The 20,556-nt window shown below is 73.0% G+C and carries 25 protein-coding genes; 15 read left to right on the forward strand and 10 right to left on the reverse strand.

Annotated elements, in window-relative coordinates; genetic code table 11:
- Window positions 1–85: 85 nt before the first annotated feature.
- Window positions 86–643: a TetR/AcrR family transcriptional regulator gene (locus AC07EG_RS15210; protein WP_478253698.1), complete on the forward strand. Its 558-nt coding sequence runs from the start codon at window positions 86–88 to the stop codon at window positions 641–643.
- 35 nt (window positions 644–678) lie between these two features.
- On the opposite strand, the gene AC07EG_RS15215 is transcribed toward AC07EG_RS15210, so the two are convergent.
- The 3 genes from AC07EG_RS15215 to AC07EG_RS15225 are packed head-to-tail and all read right to left on the reverse strand — an operon-like array spanning window position 679 to window position 2,448.
- The gene (locus AC07EG_RS15215; RefSeq protein ID WP_478253699.1) at window positions 679–1,470 is read right to left on the reverse strand and encodes an alpha/beta fold hydrolase; all 792 of its coding nucleotides are present in this window, start codon (window positions 1,468–1,470) and stop codon (window positions 679–681) included.
- Between the two features lie 11 nt (window positions 1,471–1,481).
- Window positions 1,482–2,057 carry a TetR/AcrR family transcriptional regulator gene (locus AC07EG_RS15220; protein ID WP_478253700.1) on the reverse strand — a complete coding sequence of 192 codons (576 nt, stop codon included), beginning with the start codon at window positions 2,055–2,057 and terminating at the stop codon, window positions 1,482–1,484.
- 55 nt (window positions 2,058–2,112) lie between these two features.
- Window positions 2,113–2,448: a cupin domain-containing protein gene (locus tag AC07EG_RS15225; RefSeq protein ID WP_478253701.1), complete on the reverse strand. Its 336-nt coding sequence runs from the start codon at window positions 2,446–2,448 to the stop codon at window positions 2,113–2,115.
- 71 nt (window positions 2,449–2,519) lie between these two features.
- Between AC07EG_RS15225 and AC07EG_RS15230 the strand changes: the two genes are divergently transcribed.
- Together AC07EG_RS15230 and AC07EG_RS15235 are read left to right on the forward strand one after the other, a co-directional pair.
- Window positions 2,520–3,455 carry a GlxA family transcriptional regulator gene (locus tag AC07EG_RS15230; RefSeq protein WP_478253702.1) on the forward strand — a complete coding sequence of 312 codons (936 nt, stop codon included), beginning with the start codon at window positions 2,520–2,522 and terminating at the stop codon, window positions 3,453–3,455.
- 46 nt (window positions 3,456–3,501) lie between these two features.
- Window positions 3,502–4,149, forward strand: coding sequence for a class I SAM-dependent methyltransferase (locus AC07EG_RS15235; protein ID WP_478253703.1), 648 nt, complete (start codon window positions 3,502–3,504; stop codon window positions 4,147–4,149).
- Here the strand turns inward: AC07EG_RS15235 and AC07EG_RS15240 are convergent.
- Window positions 4,128–4,811: an AraC family transcriptional regulator gene (locus tag AC07EG_RS15240; RefSeq protein ID WP_478253704.1), complete on the reverse strand. Its 684-nt coding sequence runs from the start codon at window positions 4,809–4,811 to the stop codon at window positions 4,128–4,130. The two genes, AC07EG_RS15235 and AC07EG_RS15240, sit on opposite strands and share 22 nt — an antisense overlap.
- 39 nt (window positions 4,812–4,850) lie before the next feature.
- Between AC07EG_RS15240 and AC07EG_RS15245 the strand changes: the two genes are divergently transcribed.
- From AC07EG_RS15245 to AC07EG_RS15265, 5 genes are all read left to right on the forward strand, one after another.
- On the forward strand, window positions 4,851–5,315 hold the full coding sequence (locus AC07EG_RS15245) for an alpha/beta fold hydrolase (protein WP_478253705.1): 465 nt from the start codon (window positions 4,851–4,853) through the stop codon (window positions 5,313–5,315).
- Window positions 5,316–5,422: 107 nt separating this feature from the next.
- Window positions 5,423–5,575 (forward strand): alpha/beta fold hydrolase, encoded by a 153-nt coding sequence (locus AC07EG_RS15250; protein ID WP_478253706.1) that lies wholly within the window; start codon window positions 5,423–5,425, stop codon window positions 5,573–5,575.
- A gap of 17 nt (window positions 5,576–5,592) precedes the next feature.
- Window positions 5,593–6,843, forward strand: coding sequence for a PucR family transcriptional regulator (locus tag AC07EG_RS15255; protein ID WP_478253707.1), 1,251 nt, complete (start codon window positions 5,593–5,595; stop codon window positions 6,841–6,843).
- A 91-nt stretch (window positions 6,844–6,934) separates the two neighbouring features.
- Window positions 6,935–7,177, forward strand: coding sequence for a hypothetical protein (locus AC07EG_RS15260; RefSeq protein WP_478253708.1), 243 nt, complete (start codon window positions 6,935–6,937; stop codon window positions 7,175–7,177).
- Window positions 7,178–7,204: 27 nt separating this feature from the next.
- A complete protein-coding gene (locus AC07EG_RS15265) occupies window positions 7,205–7,594 on the forward strand; it encodes a hypothetical protein (protein WP_478253709.1) in 390 nt (129 codons plus the stop codon).
- A 93-nt stretch (window positions 7,595–7,687) separates the two neighbouring features.
- On the opposite strand, the gene AC07EG_RS15270 is transcribed toward AC07EG_RS15265, so the two are convergent.
- Window positions 7,688–8,041: a YybH family protein gene (locus tag AC07EG_RS15270; protein WP_478253710.1), complete on the reverse strand. Its 354-nt coding sequence runs from the start codon at window positions 8,039–8,041 to the stop codon at window positions 7,688–7,690.
- 91 nt (window positions 8,042–8,132) lie between these two features.
- Between AC07EG_RS15270 and AC07EG_RS15275 the strand changes: the two genes are divergently transcribed.
- The 3 genes from AC07EG_RS15275 (at window position 8,133) to AC07EG_RS15285 (ending at window position 11,472) form a co-directional block, all read left to right on the forward strand.
- A complete protein-coding gene (locus AC07EG_RS15275) occupies window positions 8,133–9,104 on the forward strand; it encodes a helix-turn-helix transcriptional regulator (RefSeq protein WP_478253711.1) in 972 nt (323 codons plus the stop codon).
- A 218-nt stretch (window positions 9,105–9,322) separates the two neighbouring features.
- Complete coding sequence (locus AC07EG_RS15280) at window positions 9,323–10,930, forward strand: ABC-F family ATP-binding cassette domain-containing protein (RefSeq protein WP_478253712.1); 1,608 nt, start codon at window positions 9,323–9,325, stop codon at window positions 10,928–10,930.
- 269 nt (window positions 10,931–11,199) lie between these two features.
- Entirely contained in the window at window positions 11,200–11,472 is a 273-nt protein-coding gene (locus AC07EG_RS15285) for an ATP-binding cassette domain-containing protein (protein ID WP_478253922.1), read from the forward strand.
- Between the two features lie 212 nt (window positions 11,473–11,684).
- Here the strand turns inward: AC07EG_RS15285 and AC07EG_RS15290 are convergent, their stop codons facing one another.
- From AC07EG_RS15290 to AC07EG_RS15300, 3 genes are read right to left on the reverse strand one after another with little or no spacing between them, the layout of a single operon-like run.
- Window positions 11,685–12,188: a hypothetical protein gene (locus tag AC07EG_RS15290; protein WP_478253713.1), complete on the reverse strand. Its 504-nt coding sequence runs from the start codon at window positions 12,186–12,188 to the stop codon at window positions 11,685–11,687.
- A gap of 20 nt (window positions 12,189–12,208) precedes the next feature.
- Entirely contained in the window at window positions 12,209–13,054 is an 846-nt protein-coding gene (locus AC07EG_RS15295; RefSeq protein ID WP_478253714.1) for an aminoglycoside 6-adenylyltransferase, read from the reverse strand.
- A 2-nt stretch (window positions 13,055–13,056) separates the two neighbouring features.
- A complete protein-coding gene (locus AC07EG_RS15300) occupies window positions 13,057–13,950 on the reverse strand; it encodes a hypothetical protein (protein ID WP_478253715.1) in 894 nt (297 codons plus the stop codon).
- Window positions 13,951–14,060: 110 nt separating this feature from the next.
- Between AC07EG_RS15300 and AC07EG_RS15305 the strand changes: the two genes are divergently transcribed.
- From AC07EG_RS15305 to AC07EG_RS15315, 3 genes are all read left to right on the forward strand, one after another.
- Window positions 14,061–15,317, forward strand: coding sequence for a PP2C family protein-serine/threonine phosphatase (locus AC07EG_RS15305; RefSeq protein WP_478253716.1), 1,257 nt, complete (start codon window positions 14,061–14,063; stop codon window positions 15,315–15,317).
- A 10-nt stretch (window positions 15,318–15,327) separates the two neighbouring features.
- A complete protein-coding gene (locus tag AC07EG_RS15310; RefSeq protein WP_478253717.1) occupies window positions 15,328–16,203 on the forward strand; it encodes an LLM class F420-dependent oxidoreductase in 876 nt (291 codons plus the stop codon).
- Window positions 16,204–16,590: 387 nt separating this feature from the next.
- Window positions 16,591–17,745, forward strand: coding sequence for a metallophosphoesterase (locus tag AC07EG_RS15315; RefSeq protein ID WP_478253718.1), 1,155 nt, complete (start codon window positions 16,591–16,593; stop codon window positions 17,743–17,745).
- Window positions 17,746–17,937: 192 nt separating this feature from the next.
- Here the strand turns inward: AC07EG_RS15315 and AC07EG_RS15320 are convergent, their stop codons facing one another.
- Window positions 17,938–18,900: a BTAD domain-containing putative transcriptional regulator gene (locus AC07EG_RS15320; protein ID WP_478253719.1), complete on the reverse strand. Its 963-nt coding sequence runs from the start codon at window positions 18,898–18,900 to the stop codon at window positions 17,938–17,940.
- Between the two features lie 154 nt (window positions 18,901–19,054).
- Here AC07EG_RS15320 and AC07EG_RS15325 point away from each other — a divergent pair, with 154 nt between their 5' ends.
- Entirely contained in the window at window positions 19,055–19,801 is a 747-nt protein-coding gene (locus tag AC07EG_RS15325) for a glycosyltransferase family 2 protein (RefSeq protein WP_478253720.1), read from the forward strand.
- Between the two features lie 25 nt (window positions 19,802–19,826).
- Here the strand turns inward: AC07EG_RS15325 and AC07EG_RS15330 are convergent, their stop codons facing one another.
- A complete protein-coding gene (locus AC07EG_RS15330) occupies window positions 19,827–20,510 on the reverse strand; it encodes an AfsR/SARP family transcriptional regulator (RefSeq protein WP_478253721.1) in 684 nt (227 codons plus the stop codon).
- Between the last annotated feature and the right edge of the window lie 46 nt (window positions 20,511–20,556).

Raw genomic sequence — 20,556 nt, forward strand, 5'->3', positions numbered from 1 at the left:
TCTGGCATCCTTGGAACAAGCGGAGCGCTGTTCCGCTACCGAACATACGGAACATCGTTCCGTTTGCCAAGTGCGGGAGGTCGACGTGGTTCCACGGAAGCGGGCGGACGCCAGGCGCAACGAGAAGGCTCTGCTGGACGCGGCCGCCGCGGCGTTCGTCGCGGCCGGCGTCGATGTGCCCGTGCGGGAGATCGCGGCCAGGGCGGGCGTCGGCGTCGGCACCATCTACCGGCACTTCCCGACGCGGGCCGACCTGATCGTCGCCGTCTACCGGCACCAGGTGGAAGCCTGCGCCGAGGCCGGGCCCGCCCTGCTGGCGGCAGCCGCCTCCCCGCACGCCGCCCTGGCCGACTGGATCAATCTCTTCGTCGACTTCCTGGTCACCAAACACGGCCTCGCCGAAGCCATGCAGTCCGACGACAGCGGTTTCCAGGCTTTGCACGCCTATTTCCTGGAACGGCTGGTACCGGTGTGCGAGCAGTTGCTGGACGCCGCCGCCTCGGCCGGCGAAATCCGCCCGGACGTCGAACCCTTCGAATTCCTGCGGGCCGTGGGAAACCTGTGCGTGGGCGCGGAACACACCGACCGCTACGACGCGCGCCGCATGGTCGGCCTGCTCATCAACGGGTTGCGCCAGCTTTGACGTGCACCGGCTTGGCAGCTGCCCGAGCTGACCGGTCAGCCAGCCTGGAGAACTTCCCTGAGGTGCGCCGCGAACTCCGCCGGATGCGTGGTCAGGCCGACGTGCCCACCCGGAAAACGCACCAACTCCGAACCCAGCCGCGAAGCCAGCCAAGCCGCTGGCCGAGACGGCAATTCCCCACGCGAGTCCTCCCCGCAAGCGAGCACGAGCCGCCCCGAAAGCCTCGTCAAGTGGTCGACATCGGGCACATAGGACATGAAGCTCGGCACGATGCGGCCGACGAAGAACGGCAGGTTCCCCATCGTCCGCGCTACGCGAGCAGCGGCCCGTGGCGGTAGTTCGGCGGCCTCCCCGCCACCCCGCATTCCGGCGGCGAAGACGGTCATGGCCGCCATGAGACCCTCCTCGCGGAAAGCCGTCGACACCCGCGCCAGCAGGGCCCGGTGGGCAGCGGCGTCCGGCAGGACCGCCACCACCGGCGGTTCGTGCGCGACCACCCGCAGCACCCGGTCCGGCCGGGTGGCCAGCAGGTGCAGGGCGGCGATCGCGCCCGAACTGGAGCCGAACACCCGGGCGGGCTCGTCCGGCGAGAGCGCGTCCAGCAGGCGCAACGCATCGTCGGCGTGTTCGGCCACGTGTTGCGCGGCGTCCGGGTCGTCGAGCGTGCTGCGCGAGATGCCCCGAGGGTCGTAGGTGAGGACGGTGTACTCCTCCGCCAGATCCGGCACCACGTCCTCGAAAGCAGCCGCACCGCCGGTGCCACCGGGAATCAGCAACAGCAGCGGGCCGTCGCCGTGCACCTCGTAGTGCAGGGTCGCGCCGGGCACGCGTAGTTCCGTCATTCCGAAGGCCAGTTCCCGAGGAGGGCGTGCAGCGCGTCGAGTGCGCGGGTCCACGACTGCTGCGGTGAACGCCGGTGCGCGAACCCGCCGGCTGCCTCCAGCGCGACGAACCCGTGGAAGGTGCTGCGCAGCAACCGGACCGCGTCGGTCAGGTCGGGTTCGTCCAGCCCGTAGGCACTCAACATGCGGTAGGTCAGCTCGACCGCCCGCCGCGGACCCGGCGCGTTGGCCACCAGTTCGGGATCGATGTCGATCGGGAGCTGGGTCGCGGTGTAGCGACCGGGGTGCTCGTGGGCGTACTCCCGCCAGGCGGTTGCGAAGGCCACCAGCGCGTCCTTGCCCGCCCGCCCGGCGGTCGCCTCCGCGATGCGCACGGTTTTCTCGTCCGCCGCCAGCAACGCGATCCGCCCGCGCAGTTCCTCCCGGTTGCGCACGTGCCCGTAGAGGCTCGCGTCCTTCACCCCGAGCCGCCGCGCCACCGCCGACATGGTCACCTGGTCCAGGCCGATTTCATCGGCCAGTTCGGCACCCGCCAGCGTCACCCGCTCCGCCGTCAGTCCGGCCCGCGCCATGCTCCCTCCTTTCCTAGACGTCCTAGTTATATCCTAGGAACCCTAGGAAGCCAGCCTAGCCCTCCGGGTAGAACAGGAAAAGCGTGCAGCCGGTGGCCGAGGCGGGCACGTGCCACGAACCGGCCGGGGCGTGCAGGAAGGTTCCGGCCGGGTGGTCACGGGCGCCGTCGTTGAAGGTGCCCTCGACCACAAACACCTCCTCCGGGCCCGGTTCGTGGACGTCGCGGTGGGGCCAGGAGGTGCCGGGGTCCATCTCCAGCACGCCGGCGTGCGCCCCGGCCGGGCTTGTCCACAGTGGACGAAAGCGGATGCCGGGGAACAGTTCGCGGACCGGGGATTCCTCGACTGATACGAAGGTGTAGCCCGCCTGGGCGAGGATTTCGGGGTGCATGGTTCCCACGGTGCCGCCCGCGCGGCCGACCGGGAAGTGTCAGCGAAGACACCGTGGAGTACTTTCCTGCCATGCATCGTGTGGTGGCCCTGGTGCGGCCGGTGCAGTCGACCTTCGAACTCGGCTGCGGCGCCGAGGTGTTCGGCACCCCGCGCGACGGGGTGCCGCAGCACTACGAATTCGAGGTGTGCGCGGAAAGCCCCGGCCCGGTGCCGACCACCGCCGGTTACGCGATGTCCGTCTCCCTCGGGCTGTCCGCGCTCGCGTCCGCGGACACCGTGCTCATCCCCGGCTGGGCACCGGTCAGCGCACCGCTGTCCGCCCGCGTGCGCCGCGCGCTGCTGCGGGCCCACGCCCGCGGGGCGCGGCTGATCACCATCTGCTCCGGGGTGTTCGCGCTGGCCCGCACCGGCCTGCTCGACGGCCGCTCGGCCACCACGCACTGGGCCCGCGCCGAGCGGCTGCGGCGGGAGTTCCCCCGGGTCCGCGTGGAGCCGGACAAGCTCTACGTCGACCACGGCGACGTCGCCACCAGCGCCGGCGCGGGGGCGGGCATCGACCTCTGCCTGCACCTGGTCCGGAAGGACCACGGGACCGCGCACGCCGCCCTCGTCGCGCGGCACATGGTGATGCCACCGCACCGCGACGGCGGCCAGGTGCAGTACGCCCCGCCCCCGCCACCCGCCGACGCGCTGGACGGCCTGCTCGACTGGGCGGGCGCGCGCCTCGACGCCCCGCTGTCGGTGGACGACCTGGCCGCCTACCTCGGGGTCTCCTCCCGCACCCTGGCGCGGCGGTTCGCCGAGCAGCTCGGCACCAGCCCCGGCGCGTGGCTGCTGTCCCGCCGGGTGGCCGAGGCCCGCACCCTGCTGGAGGGCACGGACCTGCCGGTGGAGGCGATCGCGGCCCGGGTCGGCCTGACCTCGGCGGTCAACCTGCGCCGCCGCTTCCAGCCGCGGGTCGGCACCACCCCGGGTGCCTACCGGCGGGCGTTCCGGGCACGCTGAGCGTTCCGTACAAGACCGGTTCCCGCGCGCGGGCGAAACTGCGCGCATGACCGAGAACGCCTTCACCCCCGCACTGGGCCGCTTCGCCCCGACGCGGCTCTACGACCCCGTGATCGCACTGACCCGCGAACGGCTGTGGCGGGCGCTGACCGCCCTCCACGTGGCACCGCGACCCGGCGAAGTGGTCGTCGACGTGGGGTGTGGCACCGGCTCACTGGCGTTGCTGCTGGCCAGGACGGAGCCGGAGGCCCGGATCGTCGGCGTGAACCCCGATCCCGAGGTGCTGGCGCTCGCCCGGCGCAAGGACACCGGTGCGGCGGTGCGGTGGCTCACCGGCCTCGGCGACGCGCTGCCCGGACTGCTGGGAGCGGGTTCGGCGGACACCGTCGTCTCCAGCCTCGTGCTCCACCAGTGCCCCGTCCCGGTCAAACGGGCCGTGCTGGCGTCGATGGCCGCGGTGCTGCGGCCGGGCGGGAAGCTGGTGCTCGCCGACTACGGACGGCAGCGGACCCCGTTGATGCGCCTGGCTTTCCGGATCGTCCAGCTGGCCGACGGCAAGGCGGACACCCAGCCCAACGCCGACGGTGCCCTGCCGGGCCTGATGACCGGAGCCGGTTTCACCGACGTGCGTGAAACCGAGGTGGTGCCCACGGTTTCCGGCTCGATCTCGATCTACGTCGCGCGGCGGGACTGACCACGCAGCAACGGCAGCACCGCCGCGGGCGTGAGGCCCAGCATCTCGCGCATCCGGCGGGTGAGGTGCGCCTGGTCGGTGAAGCCCGCGGCGACCGCCGCACCGGCCGGGGACTGCCCCTCCTGCAACGCTTCCGCCGCCCGGCGCAGCCCCTCCCACACCCGCCAGCGCGCCAGCGGCAGGCCCAGCTGCTGCCGGGCCAGCGCCCGCAGCCGCTGGGCGGACAGGCCGACCGCCTCGGCCAGCGCGGGCATCGGCAGGTTCCGCTCCCGCAACCGGTCCAGCGCCGCCACCAGGCGGGGGTCCAGTGCGGTGGACGGGTGCCCGGCGATGTCCGCCGCGTGCAGACCACGCAGTCCGGGGACCGCGGTGATGCCGCGGTACCCGCGCAGGCGATCGGCGAACACGCACTGGGGTTCGACGTAGTAGGTGCGCAACCCGGCCGTGGCGGGCAGGCGGTGCGGCACCATCGGCGGCACGACCAGCGCCACGCCGTGGTGGCGGATCCCCGACGCGTCCACCATGGCGACCTCACCGCGTTCGGCGATGGCGATCTGGAAAGCGGCGTGGCGGTGGATGCCGCAGTCCGTCACCGGACCGCGGTACACCGCGTAGCCCACCCCGGCGGTGAAGGGCGAAACCAGTTCCGATCCGGCGCTCACCCGCGCGATACTGCCAGCCGGACGCCGGGGAGGGCGTGGATGAGCGGATTCGTCGGCACCGGCGACGGCCGGCTGGCCTACCAGGAGAGCGGCGACGGCCCGCCACTGGTGTTCCTGCACCCCGGCGGCACCAGCCGGTCGATCCGGGCCGAGTCGGTGCCCGTGTTCGCCGGGCGCCACCGGGTGGTCTGGTTCGACGCCCGCGGGCCCGGCGACTCCGCCGAACCCGGGCCGGACAGCGGGTTCTCCCACTACCACGACCTCCGCCTGCTGCTGGACGCGCTCGGCATCGGCCGGGCGACCCTGGTGGGCAGTTCGCTCGGCAGCCGCACCTCCATCGACTTCGCCCTGGCCCACCCGGAGCGGGTCACCGCGTTGTTCCTGGCTTCACCGGGCATCAGCGGCATGGTCGAACGCGACCCGTTCACCCCCGCCCAGTGCGAGAAGGGGGCCGCGGCGCTGGGCGAGCAGGACTTCCCGCTGGCCACGGCACACGTGGTGTGACTGCCGGTCGATTGTCCACATCGGACACCCGAGGAGGTGGACCGGCGGGTCCGGGCCCGGTTCCCCGACCTGCTCCGGGCGACCTCGACACCCGGGACATCCACGAGGTGGCGGAGCTGGCGGTGCGCTCGAACCCGCACGCGGAACGGGTCTCGTTCGAGGGCGCCGGGCACCAGGTCGCGCTGGAACGACCGGAGGAGTTCGGCGACCTGCTCGCCGGGTTCCTGCGCGGGGTTTTTACACCGGGAGCGCGGGTGTAACGGCTTAGGGTGATCACGTGGAGGAATCCCACCTCAGCCGCCTTTCCCGCGTCGCCGCGGCGCTGAACGAGCGCGCCGCGGAGGTGACGGCCGAGCTGGTGGCCCTCTACGAACGGGAGCTGCCGCACCTCGTCCACGACGACGAGGGCATGGTGAGCCTGCTCTCCGCCAGCGTCTACCAGAACATCGACACCGCGCTGCGCATCTTCGAGCACGGCATCGACCCCACCCGCGTCGAGGCGCCGGCCGCCGCGGTGGAGTACGCGCGGCGGCTGGCCCAGCGCGGCACCTCGGTGATCGACCTGATCCGGGCCTACTACCTCGGCCAGATGGCGATGCTGGACCTGGCGATCCAGGAGGGCACCCGGCAGATCCGCGACGCGGGGGTGCTCGGCGCGCTGACCCGCGAAGCGCTCCACGGTGCACTGGTCTTCATCGACCGGGTCACCCAGCAGGTGGTGGCCGCCTACGAGGAGGAGCGCGACACCTGGCTGCTCAACCGCAGTGCCGTGCGCGCGGCCCGCGTCCGCGCCCTGCTCGACGGTGAGGGCGCGGACATCGGCGCCAGCGAGGCCGCGCTCGGCTACCGGCTGCGCGGCCACCACGTCGGGCTGGTCGCCTGGTACCCCGGGGCCACCCGCCCGCCGGACCCGCTGGCCGGGCTGGAAGCACTGGCCGGCCGGTTCGGCGCGCTGCGCTCCGGTGGTGCCCGGCCGCTGTTCGTGCCCAACGACGAGTTGTGCGCGTGGGTGTGGGTGCCGGTGGACGGGCAGGCCGGGCCGACCGAGGCCGAGATCAAGGACGCGCTCGGGACCGACCCGGAGGTCCGGGTCGCGGTGGGGGAACCCGGCCACGGCATCGCGGGGTTCCGCAAGACGCACCGGCAGGCGGCCCGCGTGCACGCGCTGGCGGTCGCGGCGGGTGAGGGCTGCGACCGCGTGCTGACCTTCCGCGACGTCGGTGCGATGGCGCTGATGACCTCGGACTTCCCCGCGACGCGGACGTGGATCGAGGACACGCTCGGTGACCTGGCTGGTGACGACGAGCAACACGAGCGGCTGCGCGAAACGCTGCGGGTGTTCCTCGCCGAGGGCGGCAGCTACACCGCGGCGGCCGAACGGCTGCTCATGCACAAGAACTCCGTGCAGTACCGGGTGCGCAAGGCGCAGGAACTGCTCGGCAAGCCCGTGGCGGACAACCGGCTCGACGTGGAACTCGCGCTGAACCTGTGCCACCGGCTCGGGCGCGCGGTGCTGGCCAGGCGCTGAAGCGATTTCGGTCCGCCGGACCAGCGACCCCGGAATTCCTTGGTCCGTTGGCACGAAGCCCGTTCGCCCGCCCGGCCCTAGCCTTACCGGCATGGCACACGGTACCGATCTCCCGATGATGGTCGTTCGCTTCCAGCGTGGCGTCGTCGGCGAGACCAGACGCGTGTGCCACCTGGTGCCCGCCGAACCGGACCGGGGCGTGCCGCGGGAGCTGGCCGCGTTGTGCGGGGAACGGCTCCAGTCGCGGCAGGCGGAACTGCTGCCCGGGTTCCGCGGCATGCCGTGCGACCGGTGCCTGGCGTTGTCCGCCCGCCGCCTCGTCCTGGCTTCCTGACCGGCGGGATTCGCCTAGCATGGCGGCATGGTCACCGATGCCGTCCGGCAACGCCACCTCCTGCTCCGGCGGCTGCTGCTGCCCGCCGGGCTGCTCGTCGCGCTGTGGTCGGTGATCCGGGTCGTCCGGCTGCTCAGCGGGGACGACTCGGTGGTCACCGACGGCGACCCGCACGGGTACGCGGTGGTTTTCTCCCTGGTGCTGCTGCCGGTGCTGGCCGCGGCGGTGGTCACGCTGGTGATCGACACGGTGGAACTGTGGCGGCGGGGCCGGTCCACGCGGATCGGCCCCGGTATCGCGCTGGCGCTGTCCGCCCCGCTGGCCGGTGAGCTCTGGCTCGTCGCCTTCGTGTTCGGCCTGGCCATCGTGACGGCCGCGCTGCTCGCCCGGCGGCGGCTCACCACCCCGATGGACTGAGCCTCCGCACCGCTGGTCCGAACCACTCGCGTCCGGCAGCCCGGTCCGGCCGCGGACGGTGGCGGTGGCCGGAAACCCACCGCCACCACCCCCTCACGGCACCAGCACCGGCTGGTCCACGGCCCACAACCACGAACCGTCCGGCTGGCGGCGGGCGATCTCCACGGTCATCTCCCCGGTGGTCAGCGTGGACACGGTGAGCGCCAGGTCCCCGCTCACCAGCGCCGGGTGCTGCCTGCCCGGTGTGAGCACCGGCGCGGCGGCGACGAACCCCTCGTACACCTTGCGGATCTCCGCGTGCCCGGTGGCGAGGTTGCCGGGCGGGAACGCCAGCACGGCGTCCGGTTCGTACAACGCCACCAGTCCGTCCACATCACCCGCGTTGCCGCGCTCGATGAAGAACCTGCCCAGGTCGTTCGGCTCGGTGGCCGCTGTCTTGCTTGTCATGGGCTCGCTTGTCATGGGCTCGCTTGTCATGAAGAGAGCCTCCCAGCGAATCACGACATCCTGTGTCGTGTATTCCCGTAGGATTTTTCCCATGCGTGCCGACCGGCTGGTTTCGCTGGTGCTCCTGCTGCGGCAGCACGGCAGGCTGTCCGCGACCGCGCTGGCCCGCGAGCTGGAGGTGTCCACCCGCACCGTGCTGCGCGACATCGAGGCGCTGTCCGCGGCGGGCGTCCCGGTCTACGCCGAACGCGGCAGGCACGGCGGGTTCGCCCTGCTGCCCGGTTTCCAGACCGAGCTCACCGGGCTGAACCACGACGAGGCGCTGGCCCTGCTGGTCGCCGGTTCGCGGCGGGGCGCGCAGGCCTTCGGCCTCAGCGCGGCGCTCGCTTCGGCCATGCGCAAGGTGGTCGACGCGCTGCCCGAGAGCTACCGGGCCACCGCGGCGGGCGCGGCCCAGCGGCTGCTCATCGATCCGGAGATCGACCTGCTCGCCCGGCGGCAGGCCGACGAGGAGGAGCTGCCCGGCGCCGTGCTGGCCGAGGTCCGGCGCGCGGTGTTCGCCGGGCACAAGCTGCGCCTGCACTACGCGGCCGCGGACCAGGAGCCGCGGTGGCGCACGGTGGACCCGATCGGCCTGGTCACCGTGCGCGGCCAGGGTTACCTGCTGGCCACCCGATCCGGCGAGGACCGCACCTACCGGCTGTCGCGGGTGCTGGCCGCCGAGGAACTCGCAGAACCCGCCCAGCGACCGGAGCGGGTCGACCTCGGCCGGGCGTGGCAGGACCGCAGCACGCGGTTCCGCACCGGCGGCGACCAGGTCACCGCGCTGGTCCGGGTGCACCCGGCGCGGCGCGGGGAGCTCACGGGCACCGCCATCGCGGTGCACGCCGAGGAAACCGGCGCGGACGGCTGGGCGCGGCTGGAGGTCGGCTTCCAGGACGCCCGGCACGCCGAATGGGCGATGTGGCAGCTCGCTGCGAACGCGGAAGTCCTGGCGCCGCGGTGGTTGCGCACCCGGCTGCACGACCGCGCCACGGCGGTCGCCACCCGCTACCAAGCGTGAGCCCTGCGGGTCGGATTCGCGGAGAACTGCTATCGTCGAACCGGTAGTCCATGATCGAGGAGCGTTGACGTGGCAGGTGAAGACGACATCTCCGGGTGAGATCCGGGGGTAGCAGGCCACCGGCGGGCCGTTCGCGGCCGGCGTGGCCGTGTTGTCGTCCACACCAGTTCCTTCGGGGTGCTCGTGGTGCCCCGCCACACCTTCTCGAGGTTCGTTCCATGTCCGACGCCTTTGTCGTCTGCTCCGCCCTGTCCTTTTCCTGGCCCGACGACACACCCGTGTTCGACGGCCTTGCGTTCTCCCTGCCCGGCGGCCGCACCGGGCTGGTCGCGCCCAACGGGGCCGGGAAGTCCACCCTGCTCAAGCTGATCGCGGGTGAACTGCGGCCGTCGGCGGGCAGCGTCGCGGTCGACGGCGTGCTCGGTTACCTGCCCCAGGACCTGCCGCTGACCGCCGAACTGACCGTCGCCGAGGTGCTGGGCGTCGACGCCGTGCTGCGGGCGCTGGAGGCCATCGAAGCCGGTGACACCGACGAAGCGCACTTCACCACCATCGGCACCGACTGGGACATCGAGGAACGCACCCGCGCCCAGCTCGCCCGGCTCGGCCTCGGTGAAGTCGGCCTCGACCGCCGGCTGGCCACCCTGAGCGGCGGTCAGATCGTGTCCCTCGGCCTGGCCGCCCAGCTGCTCGAACGCCCCGACGTGCTGCTGCTCGACGAGCCGACCAACAACCTGGACGCCGACGCGCGGCGCCAGCTGCACGACGTGCTCGACGACTGGACCGGCTGCCTGCTGGTGGTCAGCCACGACCGCGCGCTGCTCGACCGGATGGACCGCATCGCCGAACTCGACCGCGGTGAACTCCGCTTCCACGGCGGCAACTTCACCGAGTACGAGCAGGCGGTGCGGGCCGCGCGCGAGGTGGCGGAGAAGAACATCCGCAACGCCGAGCAGGAGGTCAAGCGCGAGAAGCGGGAAATGCAGCAGGCCCGTGAGCGCGCGGCGCGACGGGCCAGCAACGCGTCGCGGAACCTGGGCAACGCCGGGCTGCCCAAGATCTTCGCCGGCACCATGAAGCGCAACGCGCAGGAGTCGGCCGCCAAGGCCGACGGCACGCACGGGGCCCGGCTCAGCGCCGCGAAAGCCAAGCTGGACCAGGCCGAGCGGTCCCGGCGCGAGGACCAGAAGATCGCGCTGGAGCTGCCGCAGACAGCGGTGCCCGCCGGGCGCACCCTGTTCCTCGGCGAGCGGCTGAAGGTGCGCGAGCTGTTCGGCGGCGACGGTGTCGACCTGGCCATCCGCGGGCCCGAGCGGATCGCGCTGACCGGCGCCAACGGTTCCGGGAAGTCCACGCTGCTGCGCCTGGTGCACGGCGAACTCGAACCGGACGGCGGTGCGGTCCGGCGTGCCGACGGCCGGATCGCCTACCTGTCCCAGCGGCTCGACCTGCTCGATCCCGATCGGACGGTCGCCGACAACTTCGCCGCCTTCGCGCCGGGCATGCCACCGGCGCAGCGGATGAACACCCTGGCCCGCTTCCTGTTCCGCGGGGCACGGGTGCAGCTGCCGGTCGGGGTGCTCTCCGGCGGGGAACGGCTGCGCGCCACGCTGGCGTGCACGCTGTTCGCCGAGCCGTCGCCCCAGCTGCTCCTGCTCGACGAGCCGACCAACAACCTCGACCTGGTCAGCGCCGGGCAGCTGGAGAGCGCGCTCAACGCCTACCAGGGCGCCTTCGTGGTGGTCAGCCACGACGAGCGCTTCCTGGCGAACATCGGCGTCGAACGCTGGCTGCGCCTGGAGGAAGGCAGGCTGGTGACGGGCTGAGGCGGTCCGGCGATGACACGCGGCTTTGCTCGCGCACGAACTCGTGCGTTCCTTCGGGGGACGGCGGGTGCTCGACGGGGTTTCGCTGGCCGGGGTGGACGAGCCGGACCGCGGCCGGGTCACCCGGCCACCGGATCTCGGTTACCTGCCGCAGGATCGGCTCGCTGCTCACCGCCGCGCCGGAGGACGCCGGGCTGCTCGCCGAGTACGCGGAACGCCTGGACAGCGCGCAACGGCACGAAGCCTGGGACGCGGACCGCCGCGCCACGATCGTCCTCGACGGACTCGGACTCGGCTCGGTGGACCGCGGCCGCACGCTCGGCTCGCTGTCCGGCGGGCAGCGCGGGCGGCTGGCGCTGGCCGGGCTGCTGGTGCGGCGGCCGTCCGCGCTGCTGCTCGACGAGCCGACCAACCACCTGTCCCCCCGCCTGTGCGACGAACTGGAGGACGCCCTGGCGCCGGGACCGGGCGCGATCGTGGTCGCCAGCCACGACCGCTGGCTACGCGCCCGCTGGCCAGGTACGACGATGCACCTCGCTTGAGCTTTCCCCGGCCTGTCGGCCTGGAACGCCGAAGGAGCGCTCAACCCGGGTCCGGCTCCAACTCGGGTCCGGCTCGCCGCACTCCCCATCCCCGCAACCCTGCCCCGACACAACAACCACCTCGCACCACACCCGGTCCGGAGCGCGCCTGGGTGGTGGTGTCGGTCCGCATCAGCTCGATCCAGGTCCGGCGAAGCGGCTCACCGCGCCACCTACGCTTCCGGTTCCGCCGATTCGTCCCAGGCACGCAGCAGGCGCTCGCTTTCGCGGCGGCGTCGGCGGGACCGGAAAACCAGCCAAATCCCGGCGGCCACAGCCAGCACCACCGCCACGCCCCCGCCGACGAACCACACCGTGGTCCACGGATCGGCCTTGGTGAACGTTTCCGAGCGCACGTCCGCACCGGGGACAGCCAGGTCCGCGTTGCCCCGCACGGTGGTACCCGGTTCGAGCAGCGAGGTGTCCTGGACGAAGGTCTCCAGATCGGGATGGGTGGCGCCATCCGGGGCCACCACCACGCAACCGCCATCCGGTTTGCAGCCGACGACCAGGGTCAGCCAGCGGAGTTCGCCGCCGGGTGGGTGTGCCAGCACCCGGCTCTGCGAGACCCGCGCGTCCGGACCGGCGAAGGCCTCCACGGCCTTGATCACCGCGTCCGGCGACTCCCGGCCGGTGGACGCCGGACCGCAACCGGCCAGCACCACGAAGAGGGCCAAGAGCCAGACCAGCCGGTTCCTCACGAGCGTGCCGCCCGTTCGATGGCGGTCAGGTGCGCGGTGACCCCCTCGGCCAGTTCGGTGCGCGGCGGGAAGCCGCACCGGGTGGCGACGGCCGCCGACACCTCGCGGAACACGGCGGTGGTGGCGTGCAGGGCGCGCCAGCTGTCCGCCGCGTCGAACCGCCCGAAGGTCTCCCCGACCGCCGAGTAGACCCGCTCGGGCAGCCATTCGTCCAGGTGGTGGCCGATGTGCCAGGTGTCGGGCGCGCCGGACGGCTCGGTGGCGGCGTACCACTGGAGCATCTCCAGGAGGTATTCCTTCATGGTGTTGTCCCGGAACTTGACCACCCAGAGGTCACCGCGGGCGAGGTAGACCGGGATCTGGGACGCCTCGAACCAGAACTCGTCCAGTGCCTCGTCGAACTCGGCCCGCGTCGGCCGGGGTGGCACCGGTGCCGCGCCGGTGGGGGCCGGGAGTGCCGCGGTGATGCCGGTCTTGTCCAGGTGGACGCGGTAACCGCGCTGGTAGAGGTCGTCGAGGCCGGATTTCATCCGCCGCAGCCGGTCCGGCCCGGCGAAGCTGAAGTCGACCTTGCGGCCACGCCGGTAGACGACCAGGCGCGAAGCCCACTCGTCGTCCGCTTCCGAGGAAACGCAGACCAGCACCGGCCCGAAGGCGCCGCTCCACGCGGGGTCGGCCGCCAGTTCCCGCCAGCGGGGGCCGAGCAGTTCGACGTCCAAGTCCGAATAGCGGTCGACCCGGGTGTTCCTGGCCCGGGAGCCGGTCTGCACCACGGCTTCCACGCGGTCGTCGGCGCGGGCCCAGTGCAGGATCGCGGCCAGCAGTTCAGCGGGGTCTTCCACGGCTAGCGGCTCAGCTCCTCGAGCAGGTCGTCGAATTCGGGCGGGTACCGGGTGACCAGGCTGTCGCCGATCACCCCGGTGCCGCCGTGGTCGTGGTGGGCGAGCGGCTGCAGCACCGGTTCGGTGGCGCGCCACCAGTACACCACCGGGCTGACCTGCGCCGGACCGCCGGTGGCGGCCTCCTCGTGGTGCTCGGCCGCCAGTTCGGCCAGCTCCCGCACCGCGGACCGGGCACGGGCGCCGTCCTGGAGCACGTGGCACAGGAGCACGCCGTGGTTCGGCATCGCGACCAGCGCTCCGTGCGGCGCCTCTGGCGAACCGGTCACGGCTGCGAGCACGTACGGCAGGACCAGCACGGTCGAGGCGACGTGGTCCCCGCCGGTGAAGCCGAAGAAGTGCGCGCCGACGGCGTACTCCGGTGGCAGCTGCCCGCACAGGTTCTCGAGACCGGCGTCGAACAGGCGGTCGAAGCCGTGTTGCCGAACCTGCTCGTCGTTGAGGATGGCCAGGTGCTCGGGGTGGTCGACGGCGAGCACCGCCAGCAGGCCCGGCGCCACCTCGGGCGCGTAGGACCACCAGTCGAGCGGGCTGCCCCCGCTCGGCCGCAGCCGGGCGTAGACGCGGTCGAGGAGCTGCCCGGTGGGCACGTCGGCGCCGGAACCGCCGGTCAGGGCGGCGAGGATGCCCTCCAGCTTGGCGTCGACGAAGTCGGCCCACTGGTCCATCGGCACCCCGGTCACGGCGTCGGCCACCGGGTCGATGCCGAAGCCGAGCTGGTCGGGTTCGAGGACCTCCACCCGGTCTTCGCCGACCACCACCCGCATGCCGGTGAACACCGGGCTGCGCCGGACCAGGTGCCGCAGCCGGTCGTACTGGTTCGCGGTGAGGTTGGGCACGGCGGCAGGCTACAAGATCAACTGCACCGGGTCGGGCGATTCGCCGATTTTCCCGCCGGACCAGGGGCTGCCCGCGTGCCCACCGCCTGGTTCGTTGTTAGGCTGATCCGGTGTCCGACGAGCCGCGCTCAGACGATCGGCTCCGGGTACTCGAAGCCATCACCGATTCCGCGCTGAGCCACCTGGAGTTCGACAAGCTCCTGGTGGCTCTGCTCGAACGCGTCCGCTCCCTGCTCGAGGTGGACACCGCCACGGTGCTGCGCCACGACGCCGACGCCGGGCTGCTCAGCGCCATCTCCTCCTCCGGCATCGAGGAGGAGGTCTTCCAGGGGGTGCGCGTCCCGGTCGGCGCCGGGTTCGCCGGCACCATCGCGGCCACCCGCCGTCCGCTGGTGGTGGACCGGGTCGGCCCGGAAACCGTGGTCAACCCCCTGCTGTGGGAGCGCGGGCTGGCCACCCTGCTCGGCGTGCCGCTGCTGGCGGGCGACAACCTGGTCGGCGTGCTGCACGTCGGCTCGGTCGAACAGCGCGTGTTCACCGACACCGACACCGAACTCCTGCAGATGGTGGGGACCCGGCTGGCGCTGGCCGTGCAGCTCGAGGACTCCGCCTCCGACCGGGCCGCCGCGACCGCGTTGCAGCGGGGGCTGCTCCCGGCGCACCTGCCCGCCCTCGGTGAGCTGGACTTCGCCGCCCGCTACGTGCCCGGCACGAACACCGGCATCGGCGGGGACTGGTACGACCAGTTCGAACTGCCCGGCGGCCGGATCGGCGTGGTCATCGGCGACGTGGCCGGCCACGGGCTCGGTGCCGCCGTGGTGATGGGCCGCCTCCGCAGCGCCCTGCGGGCCTACGCGCTGGACTACGACAACCCCGCCGACGTGCTGACCAAGCTCGACCGCAAGGCCCGCCACTTCGAGACCGGGGTGATGGCCACCGTCGGCTACGGCGTGCTGGACGCCGCCCACGAGCGGATGGTCATTTCGCTGGCCGGGCACCTGCCGCCGGCGCTGGCCGGGCCGTCCGGTCCGGCGATCAGCCTGCCGGTCGAGCCGGACCCGCCGATCGGCCTGCCGATCGCCGTCGGCGAACGCCGCAGCACCACGGTCGAGGTGCCGCCGGGTGCGCTGCTGTGCTGGTACACCGACGGCCTGGTCGAGCGCCGGGGCGCGTCGATCGACGAAGGCATGCGCAAGCTGCTCGCCACCCTCACCGCCGGATCGCCGGAGCAGGTGTGCGCCCGGGTCATGGCCGAACTGGTCGGCCGGGATCCGGTGCCCGACGACATCGCCATGCTCCTGCTCCGCAAACGGGTTGCGCTGGAGCGCCCTCCAGGTCCTAGCGTGGGTGCCACCCCACCCGACTGAGGAGCGCCCCATGGAACTCGGCTTCCACCTGCCCATCTTCGACATCGACGGCGGCCCCGGTGCCATCGCCGGCGAGCTGGCCAGGGTGGGGGCCGCGGCCGAAGCCGCCGGGGCGAGCTGGCTGTCGTTCATGGACCACTACTTCCAGATCGAGCCGACCGGCCTGCCCGCCGAAGCCAGCATGCTCGAGGGCTACACCACGCTCGGCTTCCTCGCCGCCCACACCACCTGCATCGAACTCGGCCTGCTGGTGACCGGCGTGACCTACCGCCACCCCGGGCTGCTGGCCAAGATCGTCACCACCCTCGACGTGCTCTCCGGCGGCCGGGCCGCGCTCGGCATCGGGGCCGCCTGGTTCGAGCGGGAGCACCTCGGCCTCGGGGTGCCCTACCCGCCGGTGGCCGAGCGGTTCGAACGCCTGGAGGAGACCCTGCGCATCTGCGGGCAGATGTGGGACCCGGCGGACAACGGGCCGTTCGAGGGCAAGCACTACCAGCTGGCCGAGACGCTCTGCTCCCCGCAGCCGCTCCACCGGCCGAGGGTGCTCATCGGCGGCGGCGGGGAGCGCAAGACGCTGCGGCTGGTCGCGCGGTACGGGGACGCGTGCAACCTGTTCGGCAGCTCACCGGAGGACGTGCGGCACAAGCTGGACGTGCTGCGGCGGCACTGCGACGACGCGGGCCGCGACTACGACGGCATCCGCAAGACCATCCTGGCGAACAACCCGCGGCCGGGCCCGGAGAACCGGGACGAGTTCGTCCGGGCCATGGCCGCCTACGCCGAACTCGGCGTGCAGGCCGTGATCGTCACGCCGACCACGGGCTCCCCGGCCGCCTGGATCGACGGCATGGCCCCGGCCGTGCCGAAGCTCGCCGAACTGGGCTGACGACCGGCTACGCGGGGGTTTCGCAGGGGCGGAGTCGATCACCTTGCCACGGAGGCCGCCCGCGCCGTGCTCAGCCCGGCCCGCACCGCTTCCGGCGGCTTGAACGTGCCGTCGTGGCCGTTGCCGTGGCCCCCGGGCAGGTGGCGCTCGATCGGCTCGTCCGGGGCGCCCCGGCCAGTTGCCGCACCACGACCGCGACGAAGGTCTTGGGCTGGCTGGCCACGCGGAACGGCTCGCCGGGCCTGATCGGCTGGGTGGCGGCGAGGGACGGTGTGCCCAGGCTCACCCCCCGCGTCACCGGAAGCCCCGGACGGCTTCCCGGTGTGCGGCAGATCCTTTCCCCAGCCGTGAAATCCCGCTGAAGTGCAACGCGGGTACCGTGGTGGCATGGCGCAGACCCAGCAACGCACCCGGCCACCGCGAGCCCGCCGGCGCGGGGTGTTCGCGGGTGTGGTGGTGCTCGCCCTGCTGCTGTTGTTCGGCGTGCCGTGGGCGACGATCGCGCTGCCGTGGCCGCAGCCGGTGCCCGTGCTCGGGGCTGTCCTCTTCGGACTGACCGCGATCGCCTTCCCGGTGCTGATGTTCCTCGGTCACGGGCGCGGACGGGACCGGGCAGCGGTGGCGGGCGACACCGTGCTCGGCGTGGTCTGGGTGCTGTTCGCCTGGTCGGTGCTCGGCCTGCTGGCCCGGCTCGCGCTGCTGGGCGTCGCCGAGCCGCTGCGGTCGCGGCTGGTGGCCGGGCTGGTGCTCGGGATCAGCGTGGTGCTGGTGCTGCACGGGGTGCGCGAGGCGATGCGGCTGCCGCGGATCCGCCGCGTCGAGGTGACGCTGCCCCGGCTCGGGGCCGGGTTCGACGGCACCACGGTGGTCCTGCTGACCGACACCCACTTCGGCCCGATCGACCGCTCCCGGTGGTCGCGGCGCGTGGCCGCTGCGGTGAACGAGCTGGAACCGGACATCGTCTGCCACGCCGGTGACGTCGCCGACGGCACGGTGGCGCAGCGCCGGGAGCAGGCCGCGCCGCTCGGCACCATCAACGCCCGCCTGGCCAAGGTGTACGCGACCGGCAACCACGAGTACTTCGGTGAGGCGCAGGCGTGGCTGGACCACCTGGAGTCGCTCGGGTGGGAGCCGCTGCACAACCGCCACGTCGTGGTCGAACGCGGTGGTGACCGCCTGGCACTGGCCGGGATCGACGACGCCACCGCACTGGCTTCCGGCCTGGACGGCCACGGCGCCCGCCTGGACGCGGCGCTCGACGGAATTCCCGGCGACACGCCGATCGTGCTGCTGGCCCACCAGCCCAAGCAGATCGCCGAGACCGCGGGGCAGGTCGACCTGCAGCTCGCGGGGCACACCCACGGCGGGCAGATCTGGCCGTTCCACCTGCTCGTGCGGACCGACCAGCCGGTGCTGCAGGGCCTGTCGCGGCACGGCAGCACCCAGCTCTACACCAGCCGGGGCACCGGCTTCTGGGGGCCACCGCTGCGGGTGTTCGCGCCGAGCGAGATCACACTGCTGACCCTGCGCGCCGCCCACTGATCCGTTCACGGGCCCGGCACGGCACCACCCAGCCCGCACCGCGGGATCACCCTGCGCCACCCCTGGCCCGTTCACGGGGCTCTGCCTCGGTACGGCCACACCAGCCGGGCACCGAATTCCGGGCCTGCCGCTGCCGGTGTTCGCACCAGGCACCCCGCGTCGCCCGCTGACCGCACCTGTCCACAGTGGACTTCAGGGCACCACACCGAAACCGTCACCCCGCAGCACCGCCTGGTGCACCCGCCGCGCCAGCTCCCCCGGCTCGACCCCGAGGTCCGCCACCAAGCGGCGGCGCAGCCGGGTGAACACCCCCAGCGCATCCGCCCGGCGCCCGCCACCGTCCAGCGCCCGCATCAACAACGCGGCCAGCGGTTCGCTGTGCGGGTGGGCGGAGGTCAGCACGGTCAGCTCACCGATCGCGTCGGCGTAGTGGCCCAGCAGCAGTTGCAGTTCCAGCTTCTCCTGCGACAGCACGATCCGGCGTTCGATCAGCCGTCGGCGCTCGCCGTCGGCGAACGGGCCGGGTAGTCCGGCCAGCGGTTCACCGCGGAACAGCGCCAGCGCGTCGCGGTACCGGTCCACCGCGGCAGCCCGGTCACCGGCCCGCCGGAACGCGCCCGCTTCGGCGGCGATCCGTTCCATCCGGTCCAGGTCGAGCCGGACGCCGTCGCCGGAGAAGCGGTAGCCGTTCCGGTCGCGGTGGATCAGCGGGGTCGCCGAGTGCAGGCACTTGCGCAGCCGGTAGACGTAGACCGGCACCACCTTCGCGGACGGCGGTTCCAGCCCCCAGACCGCGTCGAGCAGCTCACCGCTGCCGACCGGGTGACCGGAGCGCAGCACCAGCGCGGCCAGCAGCGCCTGCTGCCGCACCGGTCCCAGGTCCACCGGCGCCTCACCGCGCCACGCCCGCAACGGGCCGAGCACGGCCAGCCGCAGCGGATCCGGCGCGGCGCCGGACAGCGCCGGCCGGTCGTCCTCCTCGTCCAGCCCGAGCCGGGTGAGGATGCGCCCGAGGTGGTGGCCCACCGCCCCCTCGGCGATGGCCAGTTCGGCGGCGACCTCCGCGGTGGACAGGCCGCGGCAGAGGGCACGCAGCACCCCCCGTTCACCCGGGGTCAGCAGCGCGTTCTGCGCGTCGAAGTGGGTCAGCGCCACGGCGGCTCTCCGTTCGTCCGGCGATCTGCCGGGATCGTGCCGCCGGGAACGTGCCGCCGGCCAGGCCGGGCACCGGCCATTCGTGGCCGGTCGGCCCCGGTTCGCGTGCTCACTTCCGCTGTCCGTGTTGATCGTGTTCCGGTAGACCGGACGGGTGACGGTCTCGATCATCAGCGTCGTCACCGCGGTGCGCGGTGGTGAGTACCTGCTCGACGCCTATGAATCGCTGGTCAAGCAGGACCTGCCGGACGGCTGGGCGTGGCAGTGGTGCCTGCAGGAGGACGGGGGGACCTCGGCCGTCGAGCTGCCCCCGGATCCGCGCATCTCGTTCGGCTCCGGGCTGCCCGGCCGGGCCGGTGTCGCCCGCACCATGGCCCTGACCAGGGCGAACGGCTCGGTGGTCCGCACCCTCGACGCCGACGACGTGCTGCTCCCCGGCGCCCTGCACCGGGACATCGAGGTGCTGCGGCGCGTTCCGTGGTGCACGTCGGCGTGCCTGGACCTGCTGCCGGACGGGACCACGGCACCCGGCCCGTACGACCCGCCGGACGGCCCGGTCCCGCCGGGGCGCTTCTACCGCGAGCACGCCGAGGACCGCCTTTCGGTGCAGGCCGCCACCTTCGCCGCGCACACCGGGCTGGTCCGGGCGCTGGGCGGCTGGCCCGCGCTCACCGGGGCGGAAACCGTGGGCCTGCTCCTGGCCGCCGAAGCGGTGGCGGACGGCTGGTTCATCGCCGAGCCCAGCCTGCTGTACCGGAAGCACCCCACGCAGACCACGGCTTCGCCGCGTTACTGGCGGGAGGCCGAATCGGCCACGCGGGCCACCGCCGCCCGGCAGCGCGCGGACGCCCTGCGGGAAGCGGGCTGGACCTGGCCGGTCCGCGAGCGGACACCCGGCTGACCCCCACGGCGGCGGGCCGCCGTGGTCACAGCGTGGCGTGCGGCGCGGAAACCAGTTTGGTCATCCGCGGTGACGGCAGCACCCCGAGTTCCCGGTGCAGCAGGCCGCGGTAGTGCTGGTAGTGCCGCAGCGCGGAACCGGTGTTGCCCTGCGCCAGGTGCACCGCGATCACCGTGCAGTGCGCGCTTTCCCGCACCGGGTCGATGGCGATGGCGGTCAGCGCCGCCTCCAGCGCGGGCAGGTGCGAGCCCGCCGAGAGCAGCCGCCTGGCGATGGCCTCCAGGGTGTGCAGCCGGACCTGTTCCCAGCGCTGGCGCTCCGCGACCAGCCACTCCTCGGCCCAGTACGGCAGCAGTTCCCGGCCGAGCAGCCCGGCCAGCCACTCGTCGGCTCCCGGATCGGTGTGGTGGGCCGAGTCCAGCGCGCGGCAGAAGTCGACCGCGACCGCCGGGGACAGGCGCAGGTGCTCCCCGGTGGTCTCGACGACCGGGTGCTCGCGCCGCACCTGCCACAGCGCCTGCCGCAGGTTGGCCGCCGCGCGCTGCCTGCGGCTCTCCGGCCAGAGCTGCTCGGCCGCCGCCGAGCGGTGCACCGGCGTTCCGTTCCGCACGCCGAGGAAAGCGAGCAGGCGCTGCGCTCCCCTCGGCAACGCGGCCACTTCGTTGCCGACCAGGAGTTCGAACCGGCCGAGCAGTGTCAAAACCGCCATCCCGGCCCGATCCGATTTGTTCTCGTCCGCCGATCCGCCCATCGCC

The sequence above is a fragment of the Amycolatopsis sp. NPDC045836 genome, from assembly GCF_056431745.1.